At 59.7% G+C, this 14,225-nt stretch carries 15 protein-coding genes; 8 read left to right on the plus strand and 7 right to left on the minus strand.

Annotated features, from left to right (window positions below; translation table 11 throughout):
- Positions 1–22: 22 nt before the first annotated feature.
- Both EYC79_RS02530 and dut read right to left on the minus strand, forming a co-directional pair.
- A complete protein-coding gene (locus EYC79_RS02530; RefSeq protein WP_062599623.1) occupies positions 23–640 on the minus strand; it encodes a LysE family translocator in 618 nt (205 codons plus the stop codon).
- Positions 641–708: 68 nt separating this feature from the next.
- Positions 709–1,179 carry a dUTP diphosphatase gene (gene dut, locus EYC79_RS02535; protein WP_130977055.1) on the minus strand — a complete coding sequence of 157 codons (471 nt, stop codon included), beginning with the start codon at positions 1,177–1,179 and terminating at the stop codon, positions 709–711.
- A 90-nt stretch (positions 1,180–1,269) separates the two neighbouring features.
- Between dut and EYC79_RS02540 the strand changes: the two genes are divergently transcribed.
- The 3 genes from EYC79_RS02540 (at position 1,270) to EYC79_RS02550 (ending at position 4,539) form a co-directional block, all read left to right on the plus strand.
- The gene (locus EYC79_RS02540) at positions 1,270–2,853 is read left to right on the plus strand and encodes a peptide chain release factor 3 (protein ID WP_130977056.1); all 1,584 of its coding nucleotides are present in this window, start codon (positions 1,270–1,272) and stop codon (positions 2,851–2,853) included.
- Positions 2,854–2,977: 124 nt separating this feature from the next.
- Positions 2,978–4,183 (plus strand): bifunctional phosphopantothenoylcysteine decarboxylase/phosphopantothenate--cysteine ligase CoaBC, encoded by a 1,206-nt coding sequence (coaBC, locus tag EYC79_RS02545; RefSeq protein ID WP_130977057.1) that lies wholly within the window; start codon positions 2,978–2,980, stop codon positions 4,181–4,183.
- A complete protein-coding gene (locus tag EYC79_RS02550) occupies positions 4,180–4,539 on the plus strand; it encodes an MmcQ/YjbR family DNA-binding protein (protein ID WP_130977058.1) in 360 nt (119 codons plus the stop codon). The genes coaBC and EYC79_RS02550 overlap by 4 nt, the downstream gene beginning before the upstream one ends.
- An 86-nt stretch (positions 4,540–4,625) precedes the next feature.
- On the opposite strand, the gene EYC79_RS02555 is transcribed toward EYC79_RS02550, so the two are convergent.
- The gene (locus tag EYC79_RS02555) at positions 4,626–5,027 is read right to left on the minus strand and encodes a ketosteroid isomerase-related protein (protein WP_062443214.1); all 402 of its coding nucleotides are present in this window, start codon (positions 5,025–5,027) and stop codon (positions 4,626–4,628) included.
- A gap of 73 nt (positions 5,028–5,100) precedes the next feature.
- Here EYC79_RS02555 and EYC79_RS02560 point away from each other — a divergent pair, with 73 nt between their 5' ends.
- The 3 genes from EYC79_RS02560 to lepA all read left to right on the plus strand — a co-directional run bounded on the left by EYC79_RS02560 (position 5,101) and on the right by lepA (position 8,464).
- Entirely contained in the window at positions 5,101–5,697 is a 597-nt protein-coding gene (locus tag EYC79_RS02560) for a GNAT family N-acetyltransferase (RefSeq protein ID WP_165456949.1), read from the plus strand.
- Entirely contained in the window at positions 5,694–6,563 is an 870-nt protein-coding gene (locus EYC79_RS02565; protein WP_130977059.1) for a carbon-nitrogen hydrolase family protein, read from the plus strand. The genes EYC79_RS02560 and EYC79_RS02565 overlap by 4 nt, the downstream gene beginning before the upstream one ends.
- Before the next feature lie 62 nt (positions 6,564–6,625).
- Positions 6,626–8,464, plus strand: a complete 1,839-nt coding sequence (lepA, locus tag EYC79_RS02570; RefSeq protein ID WP_062427323.1) for a translation elongation factor 4 — start codon at positions 6,626–6,628, stop codon at positions 8,462–8,464.
- A gap of 64 nt (positions 8,465–8,528) precedes the next feature.
- Here the strand turns inward: lepA and EYC79_RS02575 are convergent, their stop codons facing one another.
- The gene (locus EYC79_RS02575; protein WP_130977060.1) at positions 8,529–9,419 is read right to left on the minus strand and encodes an NAD(P)/FAD-dependent oxidoreductase; all 891 of its coding nucleotides are present in this window, start codon (positions 9,417–9,419) and stop codon (positions 8,529–8,531) included.
- Positions 9,420–9,543: 124 nt separating this feature from the next.
- On the opposite strand from EYC79_RS02575, the gene EYC79_RS02580 reads away from it, so the two are divergent.
- Positions 9,544–10,002: an Rrf2 family transcriptional regulator gene (locus EYC79_RS02580; protein WP_130977061.1), complete on the plus strand. Its 459-nt coding sequence runs from the start codon at positions 9,544–9,546 to the stop codon at positions 10,000–10,002.
- 57 nt (positions 10,003–10,059) lie between these two features.
- Here the strand turns inward: EYC79_RS02580 and EYC79_RS02585 are convergent, their stop codons facing one another.
- Positions 10,060–10,389 (minus strand): hypothetical protein, encoded by a 330-nt coding sequence (locus EYC79_RS02585; RefSeq protein ID WP_130977062.1) that lies wholly within the window; start codon positions 10,387–10,389, stop codon positions 10,060–10,062.
- Positions 10,390–10,466: 77 nt separating this feature from the next.
- Positions 10,467–11,879: an aminotransferase-like domain-containing protein gene (locus tag EYC79_RS02590; protein ID WP_130977063.1), complete on the minus strand. Its 1,413-nt coding sequence runs from the start codon at positions 11,877–11,879 to the stop codon at positions 10,467–10,469.
- A gap of 103 nt (positions 11,880–11,982) precedes the next feature.
- Here EYC79_RS02590 and EYC79_RS02595 point away from each other — a divergent pair, with 103 nt between their 5' ends.
- Complete coding sequence (locus EYC79_RS02595; RefSeq protein ID WP_130977064.1) at positions 11,983–12,846, plus strand: DMT family transporter; 864 nt, start codon at positions 11,983–11,985, stop codon at positions 12,844–12,846.
- 9 nt (positions 12,847–12,855) lie between these two features.
- Here EYC79_RS02595 and EYC79_RS02600 read toward each other — a convergent pair whose 3' ends face one another.
- Positions 12,856–13,959, minus strand: a complete 1,104-nt coding sequence (locus EYC79_RS02600) for a glycoside hydrolase family 25 protein (RefSeq protein ID WP_062427220.1) — start codon at positions 13,957–13,959, stop codon at positions 12,856–12,858.
- Positions 13,960–14,225 lie beyond the last annotated feature (266 nt).

The raw sequence follows: 14,225 nt of genomic DNA on the forward strand, positions 1-14,225 counted from the left end.
GGCCTGATGTAGAAGACCGTTCTCAACTGGCGCGTGTTGCGATCATCGCCGCGGTTCCCGCCAGGATGCCTGCTGCGGTGCGGTTGAGGATCGTCAAGGCACTTGGGCGCTTCAGCAATGCGCGGGCTTTGGAGGCCAGCAGAATATAGGGCAGCAATACCGCCATCAGAACGGTAAAGGTCAAGCCGATCAGAAGCGCATATTCGGGAAGGCCGATCCCGCGGATGTCGATCAGGGTCGGTACGAGCGCGACATAGAACAACATGGTCTTGGGATTGCCGAGCGTGATGAACAGACCGGACAGGAAGGACATGCCGATGCTGGTGCTTTTCTTCGCCTGCAAGTCCTGCGGCAGAAGCCCGGCGGTCCAAAGCTTCCAGGCGATGTAAAGCAGATAGGCGGCACCGGCGAATTTCAGCACCATGAAGGCTTCCTGAAAGGTCTGTGCGACGAAGGCAAGACCGAGGATGACCGCCGTCAGATAGACCATATCTCCCAGCACCAGACCAAGCCCCATGAAGAAGGTCTCGCGGAAACCCGAACCCAACGCGCGCGCAACGATCGCCGTCATTCCCGGGCCTGGAATGGCTGCAGCGATGAACAGGGCCATGGCATAGGCAAGGATGGTGGTGATGGTCATGGACATGTCCCCCTCGTCAGTCCGTCGAGACATACTCCAGAATTTGCCGCCTCACAACGTCGTGATGACTAGACACCGGTCGAGCCGAAGCCGCCCGCACCGCGCGTCGTCTCCGTGAACTCGCTGACCTCAGTAACCGTCACCTGCGTTACCGGCGCAATCACCATCTGGGCGATGCGCATGCCACGCTCGATAATGAAATCCGCCTGCCCGAGATTGGCGAGAATGACCTTCACCTCGCCGCGATAGTCGCTATCCACGGTGCCCGGCGAATTGAGGCAGGTGATGCCGTTCTTGATCGCAAGGCCGGAGCGTGGACGGATCTGCGCCTCATAGCCGAAGGGGACTTCGAAGATGAAACCGGTCGGCACCAGTGCTCGCTCACCGGGGCGGAGCGTCATCGTCTCGCCAGCCTCGACGGCAGCGCGAAGATCCATACCGGCGGCGCCTGTCGTCTCGTAGGACGGTAGCTCGATGCCTTCACCATTGGGAAGACGGATGAGTTTCAGGGCGGGAGATGGGGCGCTTTGCGTGTTCATGCGGCATTAGTTTGCCCTCCATGGGTCAAGGTCAATTGCAAAAGCGGGCTCGAAACGCTAGATAGCCCGCAATTCCACAGGATTTGTTAGATGGCCGAAACACTTGCCGAGGCGGTCTCCCGCCGCCGCACCTTTGCTATTATCGCGCACCCGGATGCGGGTAAGACGACGCTGACCGAAAAGCTCTTGCTGTTCGGCGGTGCGATTCAGCTTGCCGGTGAAGTGAAGGCCAAGAAGGATCGTATCCAGACCCGTTCGGACTGGATGAAGATCGAGCGAGAGCGCGGCATCTCGGTCGTGACCTCGGTCATGACTTTCGAATACAATGATCGCGTCTTCAACATTCTCGATACACCGGGCCACGAAGACTTCGCCGACGATACCTACCGCACGCTGACGGCCGTCGATGCGGCCATCATGGTGATCGATGCCGCTAAGGGTATCGAGCCGCGCACGCTGAAGCTTTTCGAAGTCTGCCGCATGCGCGACATTCCGATCATCACCTTCATCAACAAGATGGACCGCGAAAGCCGCGACGCCTTCGAGATTCTCGATGAGGTGGAAGAAAAGCTGGCGCTCGACACCGCACCGATCACCTGGCCGGTCGGGCGTTCGAAGACCTTCTGCGGTGCTTACAATCTCGCCGAAAACACCTTCCGCGGCAACGACACACAGATCGATGGTCTGCCGGTCAACGGTCCGCAGGCGGTTGCCGACAGGCTGCCTGAAAACGAGCGGGATGCCTTTATCGAAGAAACGGAACTGGCCATGGAAGCCTGCCGTCCCTTCGACCGTCAGGCGTTTCTCGAAGGCCATATGACGCCGGTTTTCTTCGGCTCGGCGCTTCGCAATTTCGGTGTGCGCGATCTGATCAATGCGCTTGGCGATTTCGCCCCGCCGCCGCGTGACCAAGTGGCCGATACCCGCCTCGTCCATGCCGCTGAAGAAAAGATGACGGCCTTCGTCTTCAAGATCCAGGCCAATATGGACCCGAACCACCGCGACCGCATTGCCTTTGCACGCATCTGCTCCGGCAAGCTGGAGCGCGGCATGAAGGCGCGTCTTGCCCGTACCGGTAAGCAGATGGGCCTCACTGCGCCGCAATTCTTCTTCGCCTCGCAGCGCCAGTTGGCGGACACGGCCTATGCCGGTGATGTGGTCGGCATTCCCAATCACGGCACGCTTCGTATCGGTGACACGCTGACGGAAGGCGAGAACCTCGTCTTCCAGGGCGTGCCGAACTTCTCGCCGGAAATTCTACGTCGTGTCCGGCTTGAGGATGCGATGAAGGCGAAGAAGCTGAAGGAGGCGCTGCAGCAAATGGCCGAAGAAGGCGTCGTGCAGCTGTTTTCGCCAGAAGACGGTTCGCCAGCCATCGTCGGCGTCGTCGGTGCGCTGCAGCTCGATGTGTTGAAGGAACGGCTGATGGGCGAATATGGCCTGCCGGTGTCCTTCGAGATGTCGCGCTTCTCCGTGTGCCGCTGGATTTCGTCCGATCAGCCTGCCGAGTTCGAGAAGTTCTTGAACGTCAAGCGCGGCGATATCGCCCGCGACCTCGACGGCGATCCGGTGTTTCTGGCGCAGGATGCCTTTTCGCTGCGCTATGAAGCCGAGCGTTTCCCGGCGATCAAGATGGTCGCCATCAAGGAATATCACGTCGCCAAGGCGGCGTGATTGCACTTTGCTTACCAACGGTTGGAGCCATTTGAATTGGCGCATCGTGCTTATCCGAAAATCGATTTCGATTTTCGGGCCGATGCTGTAGTTTCCCGCATAAACGGGAAACTGGTCTTTGCGCATGGCTCTGTCGAACAAGCATATTCTGCTCATCATTTCCGGTGGCATTGCCGCCTATAAGAGCCTTGATCTCATCCGCCGGCTGAAAGAGCGCGGTGCCAAGGTGACGCCGGTGATGACCAGGGGCGCACAGGAGTTCGTCACGCCGCTTGCCGTCGGGGCGCTCTCCGCCACGCATGTTTTCACCGAGCTTTTCTCACGACAGGACGAGCAAGATGTCGGTCATATTCGGCTGGCACGCGATTGCGATCTCGTGCTGGTGGCACCCGCGACCGCCGATCTTCTGGCGAAGATGGCAAACGGGATGGCGGACGATCTTGCCTCCACCGTTTTGCTGGCGACCGACCGACCTGTTCTGGTCGCGCCGGCAATGAACCCGAAAATGTGGGAGGCCAAGGCTACCAAGCGCAACATCGCGACGCTGAAGAGCGACGGTATCGCCTTTATCGGTCCGATGGCAGGCGAGATGGCGGAGAAGGGCGAGGCTGGTGTCGGTCGGATGGCCGAGGCCCTGCAGATTGCCGAAGCCGTCGAGCACCTGCTGGACGACGCACCGAAGCCGCTGAAGGGCAAGACAGCCATCGTGACTTCCGGTCCAACGCATGAGCCAATCGATCCCGTGCGATATATCGCCAACCGTTCATCCGGCCAGCAGGGCCACGCCATCGCCGCTGCTCTTGCAAAGCTTGGCGCAGAGGTGACGCTTGTCTCCGGTCCTGTGACGATCCCCGATCCCGCTGGCGTGACGACCATCCATGTGGAGCGTGCCGAGGAAATGCGCGACGCCGTGCTTGGCAAGCTGCCGTCCGACATCGCCGTCTTCGTCGCCGCGGTTGCGGATTGGCGCGTCGCGAGTTCTTCGGAGCAAAAAATCAAGAAGCAGCCGGGTGACGCGCCGCCAGCGCTGCAACTGACCGAGAACCCCGATATTCTCAAAACCGTCGGCCACCACGAAAAGCGCCCTCGCCTCGTCATCGGCTTTGCAGCGGAAACGCAGAATGTCGAAGACAATGGACGCGCCAAGCTTCAACGCAAGGGCGCCGACATGATCGTTGCTAATGATGTTTCGCCGGAAACCGGCATCATGGGCGGAGCCCGCAATCAGGTGAAGATCATTTCTGCAAGCGGTGTCGATGCCTGGCTGGACCTGTCCAAGACCGAGGTTGCAGAACGGCTGGCGGCATTGATCGCAGAGAGATTGACATGAGCCTCTTCGACCGCAAGACTTTCGACGCGACGCTTGGTGTCTGGCCGGGCGTGAGCTTCGTCGATCAGTGGGATTCGCATGTCGCCAAGGTCGGCGACAAGGTGTTTGCGGTGCTCGGCGAACGGGACGACTGGCGGCTTGTCGTCAAATGCTCGGAGGAAAGCTTCGAGATATTGACGTCGCTGGAAGGCATTGCCCAGGCACCCTATTTCGCCAAGCGCAAATGGGTGTCGATCAGCGATCATTCCCCGCTGGAAGGCGAGGAGCTTGAGCACTATCTGCGCCGCTCCTACGAACTCGTGGCGGCAGGGCTGACAAAGAAACTGCGCGCAGAACTCGGCATCGTGCTGGATTAGGTGAGTCAGGCTCGGCCAACACCTGCTGCGACGCCATCCTCGCCCTTGAGGCGAGGATCCACGGCCAAAAGCAAGGCTCTCAGCCCTTAAGCACCGACCTGCGCAATCCAGTCATTGAGATTGTAGTAATTGGTCACGCGCGCGACCTTGCCATCCTTCAACTCGAAGAAAGCACCAGCTGGCAGAACATAGGTCTGGCCGTTCGCTTCCGGCAGACCTTCATCCGTCGCCAGGTACTCGCCATTGACGACGAATTCGGCCGACGCGCGCTTGCCGTCTTCGCTGGCCATGATCACCATGTCGGTCAGGTTTTCCTTGTAGCAACGGTTCATGTGCTGCATGAACGTCGCGAACACCTGCTTGCCGACCTGCCGCTCGCCCTGATTGATGTCATGCACCACATCGTCGGTCAGGAGAGCAAGAAAGGCATCCATATCCTGGCGGTTGAAGGCATCGTAGTAGGCGCGGATGGTTTCAATGGCGGACATGATCGGTCTCCCTCGAGGCTTGCACAGCATTTCCACGACGGTATAACCAAGGAAAATGCAGGTGAACATGCCCATGACCGTCGAAATCCGTTCCCTTTCCGGCATTGATGCCGCACCTTTCTTCGATGATCTGTCTCGGTTGCGCATCACCATCTTTCGCGCCTTCCCCTATCTTTACGACGGATCATTCGATTACGAGCACACCTATCTTTCGACCTATGCGAAGGCTGAGGGCGCGGTGTTCGTGCTCGCGATGGATGGCGAAAAGATCGTCGGCATGTCGACGGGCATGCCGATGATTGCGGAAACGGATGAGGTGAAGGCACCTTTCCTGGCTGCCGGTCATGACCTCGAGAAAATCTTCTACTTTGGCGAAAGCGTGCTCATGCCCGAATACCGCGGCCATGGCGTGGGAGTGCGTTTCTTCGAGGAGCGCGAAGCGCATGCAAAGCGCCTCGGAGGTTTCGAGTGGTGCACCTTCTGCGCCGTCGAGCGTCCGACTGACCACCCCCGACGTCCCGCCGATTATGTGCCGTTGAACGACTTCTGGGCAAAGCGTGGTTACGCCCATCACCCGGAGCTTTGCACCGCCTTCACATGGCGGGACCTAGATGAAGATGCAGAGAGCCCGAAGCCTCTCTCCTTCTGGATGAAGAGGATTGCCGCATGACCCGGCTTGCCGCCTGCCAATATGCAATCGAGCTGATCGAGACCTGGGAGGACTATGCCAAGCATCTTGCTGCGATCGTAGCCGAGGCGAAGGCAAAGGGCGCGGAACTGCTTCTGCTGCCGGAATATTCCGCCATGGCGCTGACCGGGCAATTGCCGAAAGATGTGCGCTCCGATCTGCACGGCTCGATCGAGGCGATGCAAAGCCTGATCCCCTCCTGGGTGGAGCTCTGCGAAGAACTGGCGCGGGAACATCAGATCCTGTTCCAGCCCGGCAGCGCGCCGGTCAAAGATGCCGATGGCAAGTTTCGTAACCGCGCCTGGCTGTTTGGTCCCGAAGGGCTGATCGGCTATCAGGATAAGCAGATCATGACGCGTTTCGAGCGCGAGCAATGGTTTATCGATGCGGGTGTGGACGGTCTGAAAGCCTTCGACACCCCTATCGGAAAGCTCGGCATTTTGATCTGCTACGACAACGAATTCCCGATGCTGGGCCGCAGGCTGGCGGAGATGGGCGTGGAACTGGTGCTGGCGCCGAGCTGCACGGACACGCTGGCTGGCTCCTACCGGGTGCGGATTGGCGCACAGGCGCGCGCCCTGGAAAATCAGTTTGCCGTGCTCTCCTCCCCAACGGCCGGGGACGCGCCATGGTCGCCGGCGGTCGATGAAAATCGTGGACGTGCCGCCCTTTACGTTCCCTCCGACTACGGCATGCCGGCCAATGGCATCGTGGCGGAAAGCGATAGCGATGCGGTGAGCGAGAGCACGCTTCTGATCGTCGATATCGATCTTGCCGATGTGGCGCGTCTGCGCACGCAAGGGCAGGTCGCGACGCGGCGGGACTGGAGCGAGCAGTTCCCCGGCTGAAAAGCCGATTTCGCCGCCGTTTGCCGCCATAGAACAGCTTCCATTTGCCCGCGAAACCCTCTATAGCGCGGGGCATGAGCACCAATTCGACCCGTACGCCCCTCGACCATATCCGCAACTTCTCCATCGTCGCCCATATCGACCATGGCAAATCCACCCTTGCCGACCGGTTGATCCAGTCGACGGGCGGTCTTGCCGAACGCGATATGTCCGAGCAGGTGCTGGACAATATGGATATCGAGCGTGAGCGCGGCATCACCATCAAGGCTCAGACCGTGCGCCTGCATTACAAGGCGAATAACGGCGAAATCTACGTGCTGAACCTCATCGACACGCCCGGCCATGTCGACTTCGCCTATGAAGTATCGCGGTCGCTATCGGCCTGCGAAGGCTCGCTTCTGGTGGTGGATGCCTCGCAGGGTGTGGAAGCGCAGACGCTTGCCAACGTCTATCAGGCGATCGACAACAATCACGAGATCGTCACGGTGCTCAACAAGATCGACCTGCCTGCTGCAGAGCCGGATCGCATCAAGGAGCAGATCGAGGAAGTCATCGGCATCGATGCCTCCGAAGCCGTGATGATTTCGGCCAAGACCGGTCTTGGCATTCCCGACGTTCTGGAAGCCATTGTCCACAAGCTGCCAGCGCCCAAGAGCGAAGCTGGTGAAAAGGGCGCGCTTAAGGCGCTGCTCGTCGATAGCTGGTACGACACCTATCTCGGCGTCATGGTTCTGGTGCGCATCATCGATGGCGTGCTGACCAAGGGCCAGCAGATCCGCATGATGGGCTCTGGCGCCAAGTACACGATCGAGCGCGTCGGCGTTCTGACGCCGAAGATGCTTACCGTGGACAGCCTTGGACCTGGCGAAATCGGCTTCATCACCGCCTCGATCAAGGAAGTGGCCGACACGCGCGTCGGTGACACGATTACCGATGACAAGCGCCCGACGGAAAAGGCCCTGCCCGGTTTCAAGCCGGCCCAGCCGGTGGTGTTCTGCGGTCTCTTCCCGGTCGATGCGGCAGACTTCGAAGATCTGCGCGCCGCCGTCGGCAAGCTTCGCCTGAATGACGCGTCCTTCTCCTTCGAAATGGAAAGCTCCGCAGCCCTCGGCTTCGGCTTCCGTTGTGGCTTCCTTGGCCTTCTGCATCTGGAAATCATCCAGGAGCGTCTGGAGCGCGAGTTCAATCTCGACCTCGTCGCCACTGCCCCTTCGGTCGTCTACGAAATGACCCTGACGGATGGCACCGAGAAGGAACTTCACAACCCGGCGGACATGCCGGATGTGGTGAAGATCAAAGATATTCGCGAGCCCTGGATCAAGGCGACGATCATGACGCCGGATGAATATCTCGGTGGCATTTTGAAGCTTTGCCAGGACCGTCGCGGCATCCAGACGGAGCTGACCTATGTCGGCAACCGCGCCATGATCACCTATGAGCTGCCGCTCAACGAAGTGGTGTTCGACTTTTACGACCGCCTGAAGTCGATCTCAAAGGGCTATGCCTCCTTCGACTACAACATCATCGATTACCGCGAGGGCGATCTCGTAAAGATGTCGATCCTCGTCAATGGCGATCCGGTCGATGCGCTTTCCATGCTGGTTCACCGCTCGGCAGCGGACCGTCGCGGGCGCGGCATGTGCGAAAAGCTGAAGGAACTCATTCCGCCGCACATGTTCCAGATCCCGATCCAGGCCGCCATCGGCGGCAAGGTCATCGCGCGTGAGACCGTTCGCGCGCTGCGGAAGGACGTGACGGCCAAGTGCTACGGCGGCGACGCCACCCGCAAGCGCAAGCTGCTGGACAAGCAGAAGGAAGGCAAGAAGCGCATGCGTCAGTTCGGCAAGGTGGAAATTCCTCAGGAAGCCTTCATTGCCGCGCTGAAGATGAACGACGAATAGCGCGTCATCGTTTCTGTTTCAAAAATCCCGGCCTACAGCCGGGATTTTTTCGTTTCATCGATCGCTATAGATCTGGAAACATCAGCGAACGGTGGGCCGCAGCGCCAGCCATGGCTCCGTCTCCCACGGCAAGTGCGACCGAACCGGCTGGGCGAGCGATGTCGCCGCAGGCAAAGACACCGCGCGTCGTTGTCTGCTTCATCGCATCGGTGCGGATGGTCGTGCCCATCGGCGTTTCCTCCAAAGAGCAACCCAATGGCTCAATCCAGGATGCGGATATCCGGAGCGTCGGTTGAGTGAAAAGCCCGTCCATTGCAAGCCTTCGTCCGTCGGTGAGAACAACATCCGCCGTACCCGCGATCCCCTGAATTGAACCCTCTTCCACGTCTGTGCCGCGCGCGGCCAGGTGGGCGCGCTGCTCCTGGTCCGGCACGAAGGCGCCATTGGTGAAGAGGGTCGTCGTTCCCCAATCGGGCAGCATCAATCCATGATGAATGGCGAGCGCGGACGCGGCAATCACGCCGATCCGACCCTGGTTCAGCTCATAACCATGGCAATAGGGGCAATGAAATACGCTCTGCCCCCAGCGTTCATGCAAACCCGGTATTGGTGGCAAATCATCCGTGACACCTGCGGCGATGACGAGCCTTCGACCCGTTTTCCGCTCTCCTCCGTCAATCTCGACCTCGAAGGCATCGAAGGCGCCGCTGACATTTCCTGCAAGACCATCGATCCAGTCGATCGTCTCATAGGCCTCAATCTGGCGACGGGCCTCGGCAACGATCTCGCCTGGCGCTTTTCCATCCTGACCGAGAAAGCCATGCGAGTGGCTGGTAAAGCGGTTGCGGCGATTGCCCGCATCGACGACGAGAACGCGTCGGCGGGCGCGCCCAAGCTGGAGCGCTGCGGAAAGGCCCGCATAACTTCCTCCGATAATGATGACATCATAGGTCATGGCATGGACTCCCTCTCAAAACCAGTTTCGTAACTTATATTGTTACGTGAAATTGTAAGTCAATGTCATGTAACTCTGATTGTTACGTTTCTATCGTCGTGGTACGGTTTGGGATGGAGATCCGATGAGACAAGACACCCGCCTGTCCAGAGTGCTGCATGTGCTGATCCACATGGAAAAGCATGAGAAACCAGCGACATCCGACGCAATCGCTGCCATGTTGCAGACCAACCCGGTGGTTGTCCGGCGCACCATGGCGGGCCTGCGCGACGCTGGCTATGTCACGTCAGAAAAAGGCCATGGCGGCGGCTGGGTTCTGGCGCGACCGCTCGCGGAGATCACGCTTCTCGATATCCACAAGGCGCTCGGAAATCCCGATATGTTTTCGATCGGCCTTTCGGGGGACAATCCGGCCTGCGTCATAGAACAGTCGGTCAACGTCGCGTTGGCGGATGCCATGACAGAAGCGCAAGCGCTCCTGTTTGCCCGTTTCGGCAAGATCACGCTTGCCGATCTCGCCCGTGAATCCTTCAACCGATGGGCTCAGTCGGGTCACAAGCCGTCGGCGATGGAGGGCTTTTAACAAAGAAAAGCCGCCTGCCTTTCGGCAAGCGGCTCTCTCAAGTTACGTCAGTGGCGATTACTGCTGTGTCGACGTGCCGTTGGTGTTCGGCGAAGCCGGAGCAGCGCCATTCACTGGCGGTGTAGCCGGAGCCGTTGGCGTCATCGGTGCCGGGGCCGGAGCCTGATCGCTGACAGCTGGCGGCGTCGTGGACGACGTCGTGGTCGGGTCGGTCGTGGACGGGCTGCTCATCTGCATCCAGATGAAACCGCCGACGAGCAGAACGACGATGATGGCTGCCCATGGTGCCCAGCCAGCGGACTTGCGGTGGGTTTCGGGCGTTGTGCGCAGTTCAGGGCGGTCCGGACGAAGGTTCGGGTCGCGGGGCAGATTTGGGTCAAAAGTCATGGTGTTTTCTCCTCTTCCAATGCGAAGAAAATGCACGTATGCGTGAATGGTTCCTAAAATGCCAAAAAACGTAACAGTCAGCGCCTCGCCAGCTTGATAGCTCTCTCGAGAATATCAGCGAATTGCGGGTGATCGCACTGCGACACGTTAAAGCGCATGAAGCTTGAGGCCGTGTCCGACTGGCTGAACACATTGCCGGGTGCAAGAACCATATTCTCGGCAAGCGCGTGGCGCGCTAAGTCGGCAGCATCGCCCCCTAAAGGAAGCCGGCACCAGAGGAATAGGCCCGCCTGCGGCTCTATCCATGGCTCGATGCCTAGCTGCCGCAATGTCGGGATCAGGCTCGCTCTTGCTTTTGAAAGCCTCGCCTTCAACGCTTCCATATGCCGCCGGTAGCTTCCGTCTTTCAGGACTTCCAGCACCAGAGCCTCGGACATCTGGCTTCCGGTGAAATTGGAGGCGATCTTCATGTCGACCAGCGGGTCCAGCCATTCCTTACGGGTGACGATGTAGCCGCATCGGGCCGAGGCCGAGAGAGCCTTTGAGAAGCTTCCGATCTGGATGACACGGTTGAGCGCATCGAAGGCGGCAAGCCTTGGCGCTTTGCTGATCTCGAAATCGGCAAAAATATCGTCTTCGATAATCGTGAGGCCCGCACGCTCCGACAGCATCAATAGACGATGGGCGTTGACGGGAGAGAGAACGGCGCCGGTCGGGTTGTGGATCGCCGAATTGGTGATGTAGAGCCTTGGACGATGCTCTTCCAATGCCTGCTCGAAAAGCGCGACATCCGGCCCGTCTGCCGTGTAGGGCACCCCGATCACCTTGACCCGGTGGGCGCGCAGCAAGGCATGGAAATTAAAGTAGCACGGATCGTCGACCAACACCGCCTGCCCGGGCTCCAACAGAAAGCGGCAGATCATGTCGATCGCCTGCGTTCCGGAATCCACCAGCAGGATTTGATCGGCCCTGACCACCAGACCGGATTCGGCCATTCGCCGCGCCAGAAGCTGGCGCAGCGGCAGCAGCCCGAGCGGCGTCCCGTAATCCGTCAGAACGTCGGCATTGGCGCGCGAGAGCGTGCGGAGCGCCTTGCGCAACGCCTCTTGCGGCATCCATGAGGGCGGCAGCCACCCGCAGCCGGGCATGGCAAAACCCTGTCCGCCTTCCAGTGCCAGTCGGGATACCCAGAAGGGATCGACCTGTCTGTCGAGCTTCGGCCCGATCTCCGCAAGCGAAAGCGGCGCCAGCTGACTGGCCACATAGAAGCCGGATCCCGGACGTGAGCGGATTGCCCCCTCGGCCACCAGCCTCTCATAGGCTTCCACCACGGTGGAAGTGGAGACAGTCAGCGCTTTTGCCAGCGCTCTGACGGAGGGAAGTTTCGCGCCCGGCGTCAATAGGCGCGCGGCGATGCGACGACGGATTTCGCCCATCACCGCATCGATGCGGGGCGATGCACTCTCCACTCGCCTTGGCGCCAGATCCATCTGTCCCGCTCACCCCACCATAACAGTTTTGCCAAACTGTACGTGACTGTTTCTGGCGGCGCCAGGGATTTCGCGACATAGAACTCAAAAAAGGAGTGACGACATGAACAAGGTGTCGAGCGGCTGGTTGAGCGGCTTTATCGGAGTATTGATTTTCAGCGGATCGCTGCCAGCCACACGCCTTGCGGTGACGGGTTTCGATCCCCTCTTCCTGACACTCGCTCGCGCCAGTATCGCCGGGCTGCTGGGAGCGGCACTTCTTCTTGCTTTTCGCCAGGCAAGGCCGGCGCGCAACGACGTGGTATCGCTCACGATCGTTTCACTCGGCGTTGTCGTCGGCTTTCCGCTTTTAACCGCGCTTGCGCTGAAGCACGTCACGTCCGCCCACTCGATTGTATTTATCGGCCTTCTTCCCCTCGCTACCGCGATCTTTGCGGTGCTGCGTGGCGGTGAGCGACCCCGCCTGGCCTTCTGGCTGTTCTCCTGCCTTGGCAGCCTGCTGGTTGCGGGCTTTGCTGTCAGCCTCAATGGCGAGGGAAATCTTACCGGCGACCTGCTGATGGTCGCAGCGGTTCTTGTTTGTGGCTTGGGTTATGCGGAAGGTGCCGCGCTTTCGCGCCGGCTTGGTGGCTGGCAGGTAATTTCCTGGGCGCTGGTCATTTCATTGCCGGTCATGTTGCCGCTGGCGCTTTTTTCCATGCCCTCCACATGGAGCGGCATTGCCGCACCGGCCTGGGGCGGATTGGCTTACGTCTCGCTTTTCAGCATGCTGATCGGTTTCATCTTCTGGTATCGCGGATTGGCGCTCGGCGGCATTGCCGCCGTCGGTCAACTCCAACTGCTGCAACCCTTTTTCGGTCTGTTGCTGGCTGCCACATTGCTCGGCGAGCCCGTCAGCCTCGCCATGCTGGCAGTCACGCTCGGCGTGGTCGCCTGCGTGGCGGGCGCGCGGAAGTTTGCGAAATAGACAGGAGGATCAACCGTTACCGCCGCGACCGATCCAGCGGTGCCAGTCCTCTTCTCTGCCGTTGAAGACATTGAGATCGATCTTGCCTTCAACGCCGTGCGAGAGCCCGGAACCGGAATATTGCCAGAACAGCCACTTGCGATCTGGATAGACCCGCGACGGATGCTGGGCCACCGCACGCAGCCAGAAGGGGTAGTCGCGCAGCTCGCCGGACAGGTGATCCTTGTAGAAATCCGGTGCGGTATAGATGATCGGGCGCTTGCCGTAATGGCGCTCGAGCCTGTCCATGAAGACCTGCATCTTTTCCAGCACCTGGGCGCGGGAAAGCCGCATCTTGCAAGAGGATTCGCCGTTATATTCGACGTCGATCACCGGCGGCAGCGCGTCGGGATCTCTCGGCACGTTGCGAATGAACCAGTCCGCCTGATGGCTTGCCGGACGGCACCAATAGAAGAAGTGATAAGCGCCGCGGCGAACACCCGCCGCCTTTGCGCGCTCCCAGTTCGTCCGGAACATCGGGTCCAGATGGTCACCGCCATCGGTTGCCTTGATGAAGGCAAAGTTGGCGCCGCGCGTTCTCAAACGCTCCCAGTCGATATTGGCCTGCCAGCGCGAGACATCGACGCCGTGAACTTCAAAATGCTTTGGTTGAACCCTGCCAAAATTGATCGGCTTGGCGTCGGAAAACGCCGGGCGAAACACGCGCGAGCGCGCGGACGATCCCGCACTCATGGCAACGCTGCCAGCCATCGCCAGTTGGACGGGCCTGTCCTGAGGAAGATTGACGCGGGCTTGGGGAACGACGGGAGGTGCTATGACCGGTTCTGGCCGCTGCTGCGTCGACATCTGCTTGTCAACGGCCGCGAAAGCGGGCGAGCCCGCCGGCATCGGTCCGCCCCATGCCAGGACTTCCTGATGCTGCTTGGTGTTGAGAGCCACTCTCTGATCGGTCTGTCCCACGCTGGCCTGCGGAACGGGGGCGGAAGGCGTAACGGAATTCGTCACCTCCTTCGAAGGCAGACCCGCCACCAGGGCGTCCGGCCCGGAATTAGAGGTACAGCCCGTAAGAGATAGGCAGGCGAGAACAAAAGCTGGCACTGTCGATCGACGCATGTGAACCCGTACGCAAAACAAAATCGGGACATGCGCAACTGCCGCCGGTCCTGATAACCAAAAGGTATGACTAACGGGAAATTATCAAAAAAGACTGAATCCAATCTTTACGACCGGACGGACCTTATGCGGGTAAAAAGCGGCGTGTCTCAACTTTGCGTGAGGAGCCCGTCATCTAAAGTGTGTCGCGATCTTTCAGATGCGCCCATACGCTTTGGGGCCTTGTTCCACAGCATGTCGTTCTCACAAAACCGATCCACGCTTTT

Source organism: Agrobacterium cavarae (genome assembly GCF_004310285.1).
GTDB classification, from domain to species: Bacteria; Pseudomonadota; Alphaproteobacteria; order Rhizobiales; family Rhizobiaceae; genus Agrobacterium; species Agrobacterium cavarae.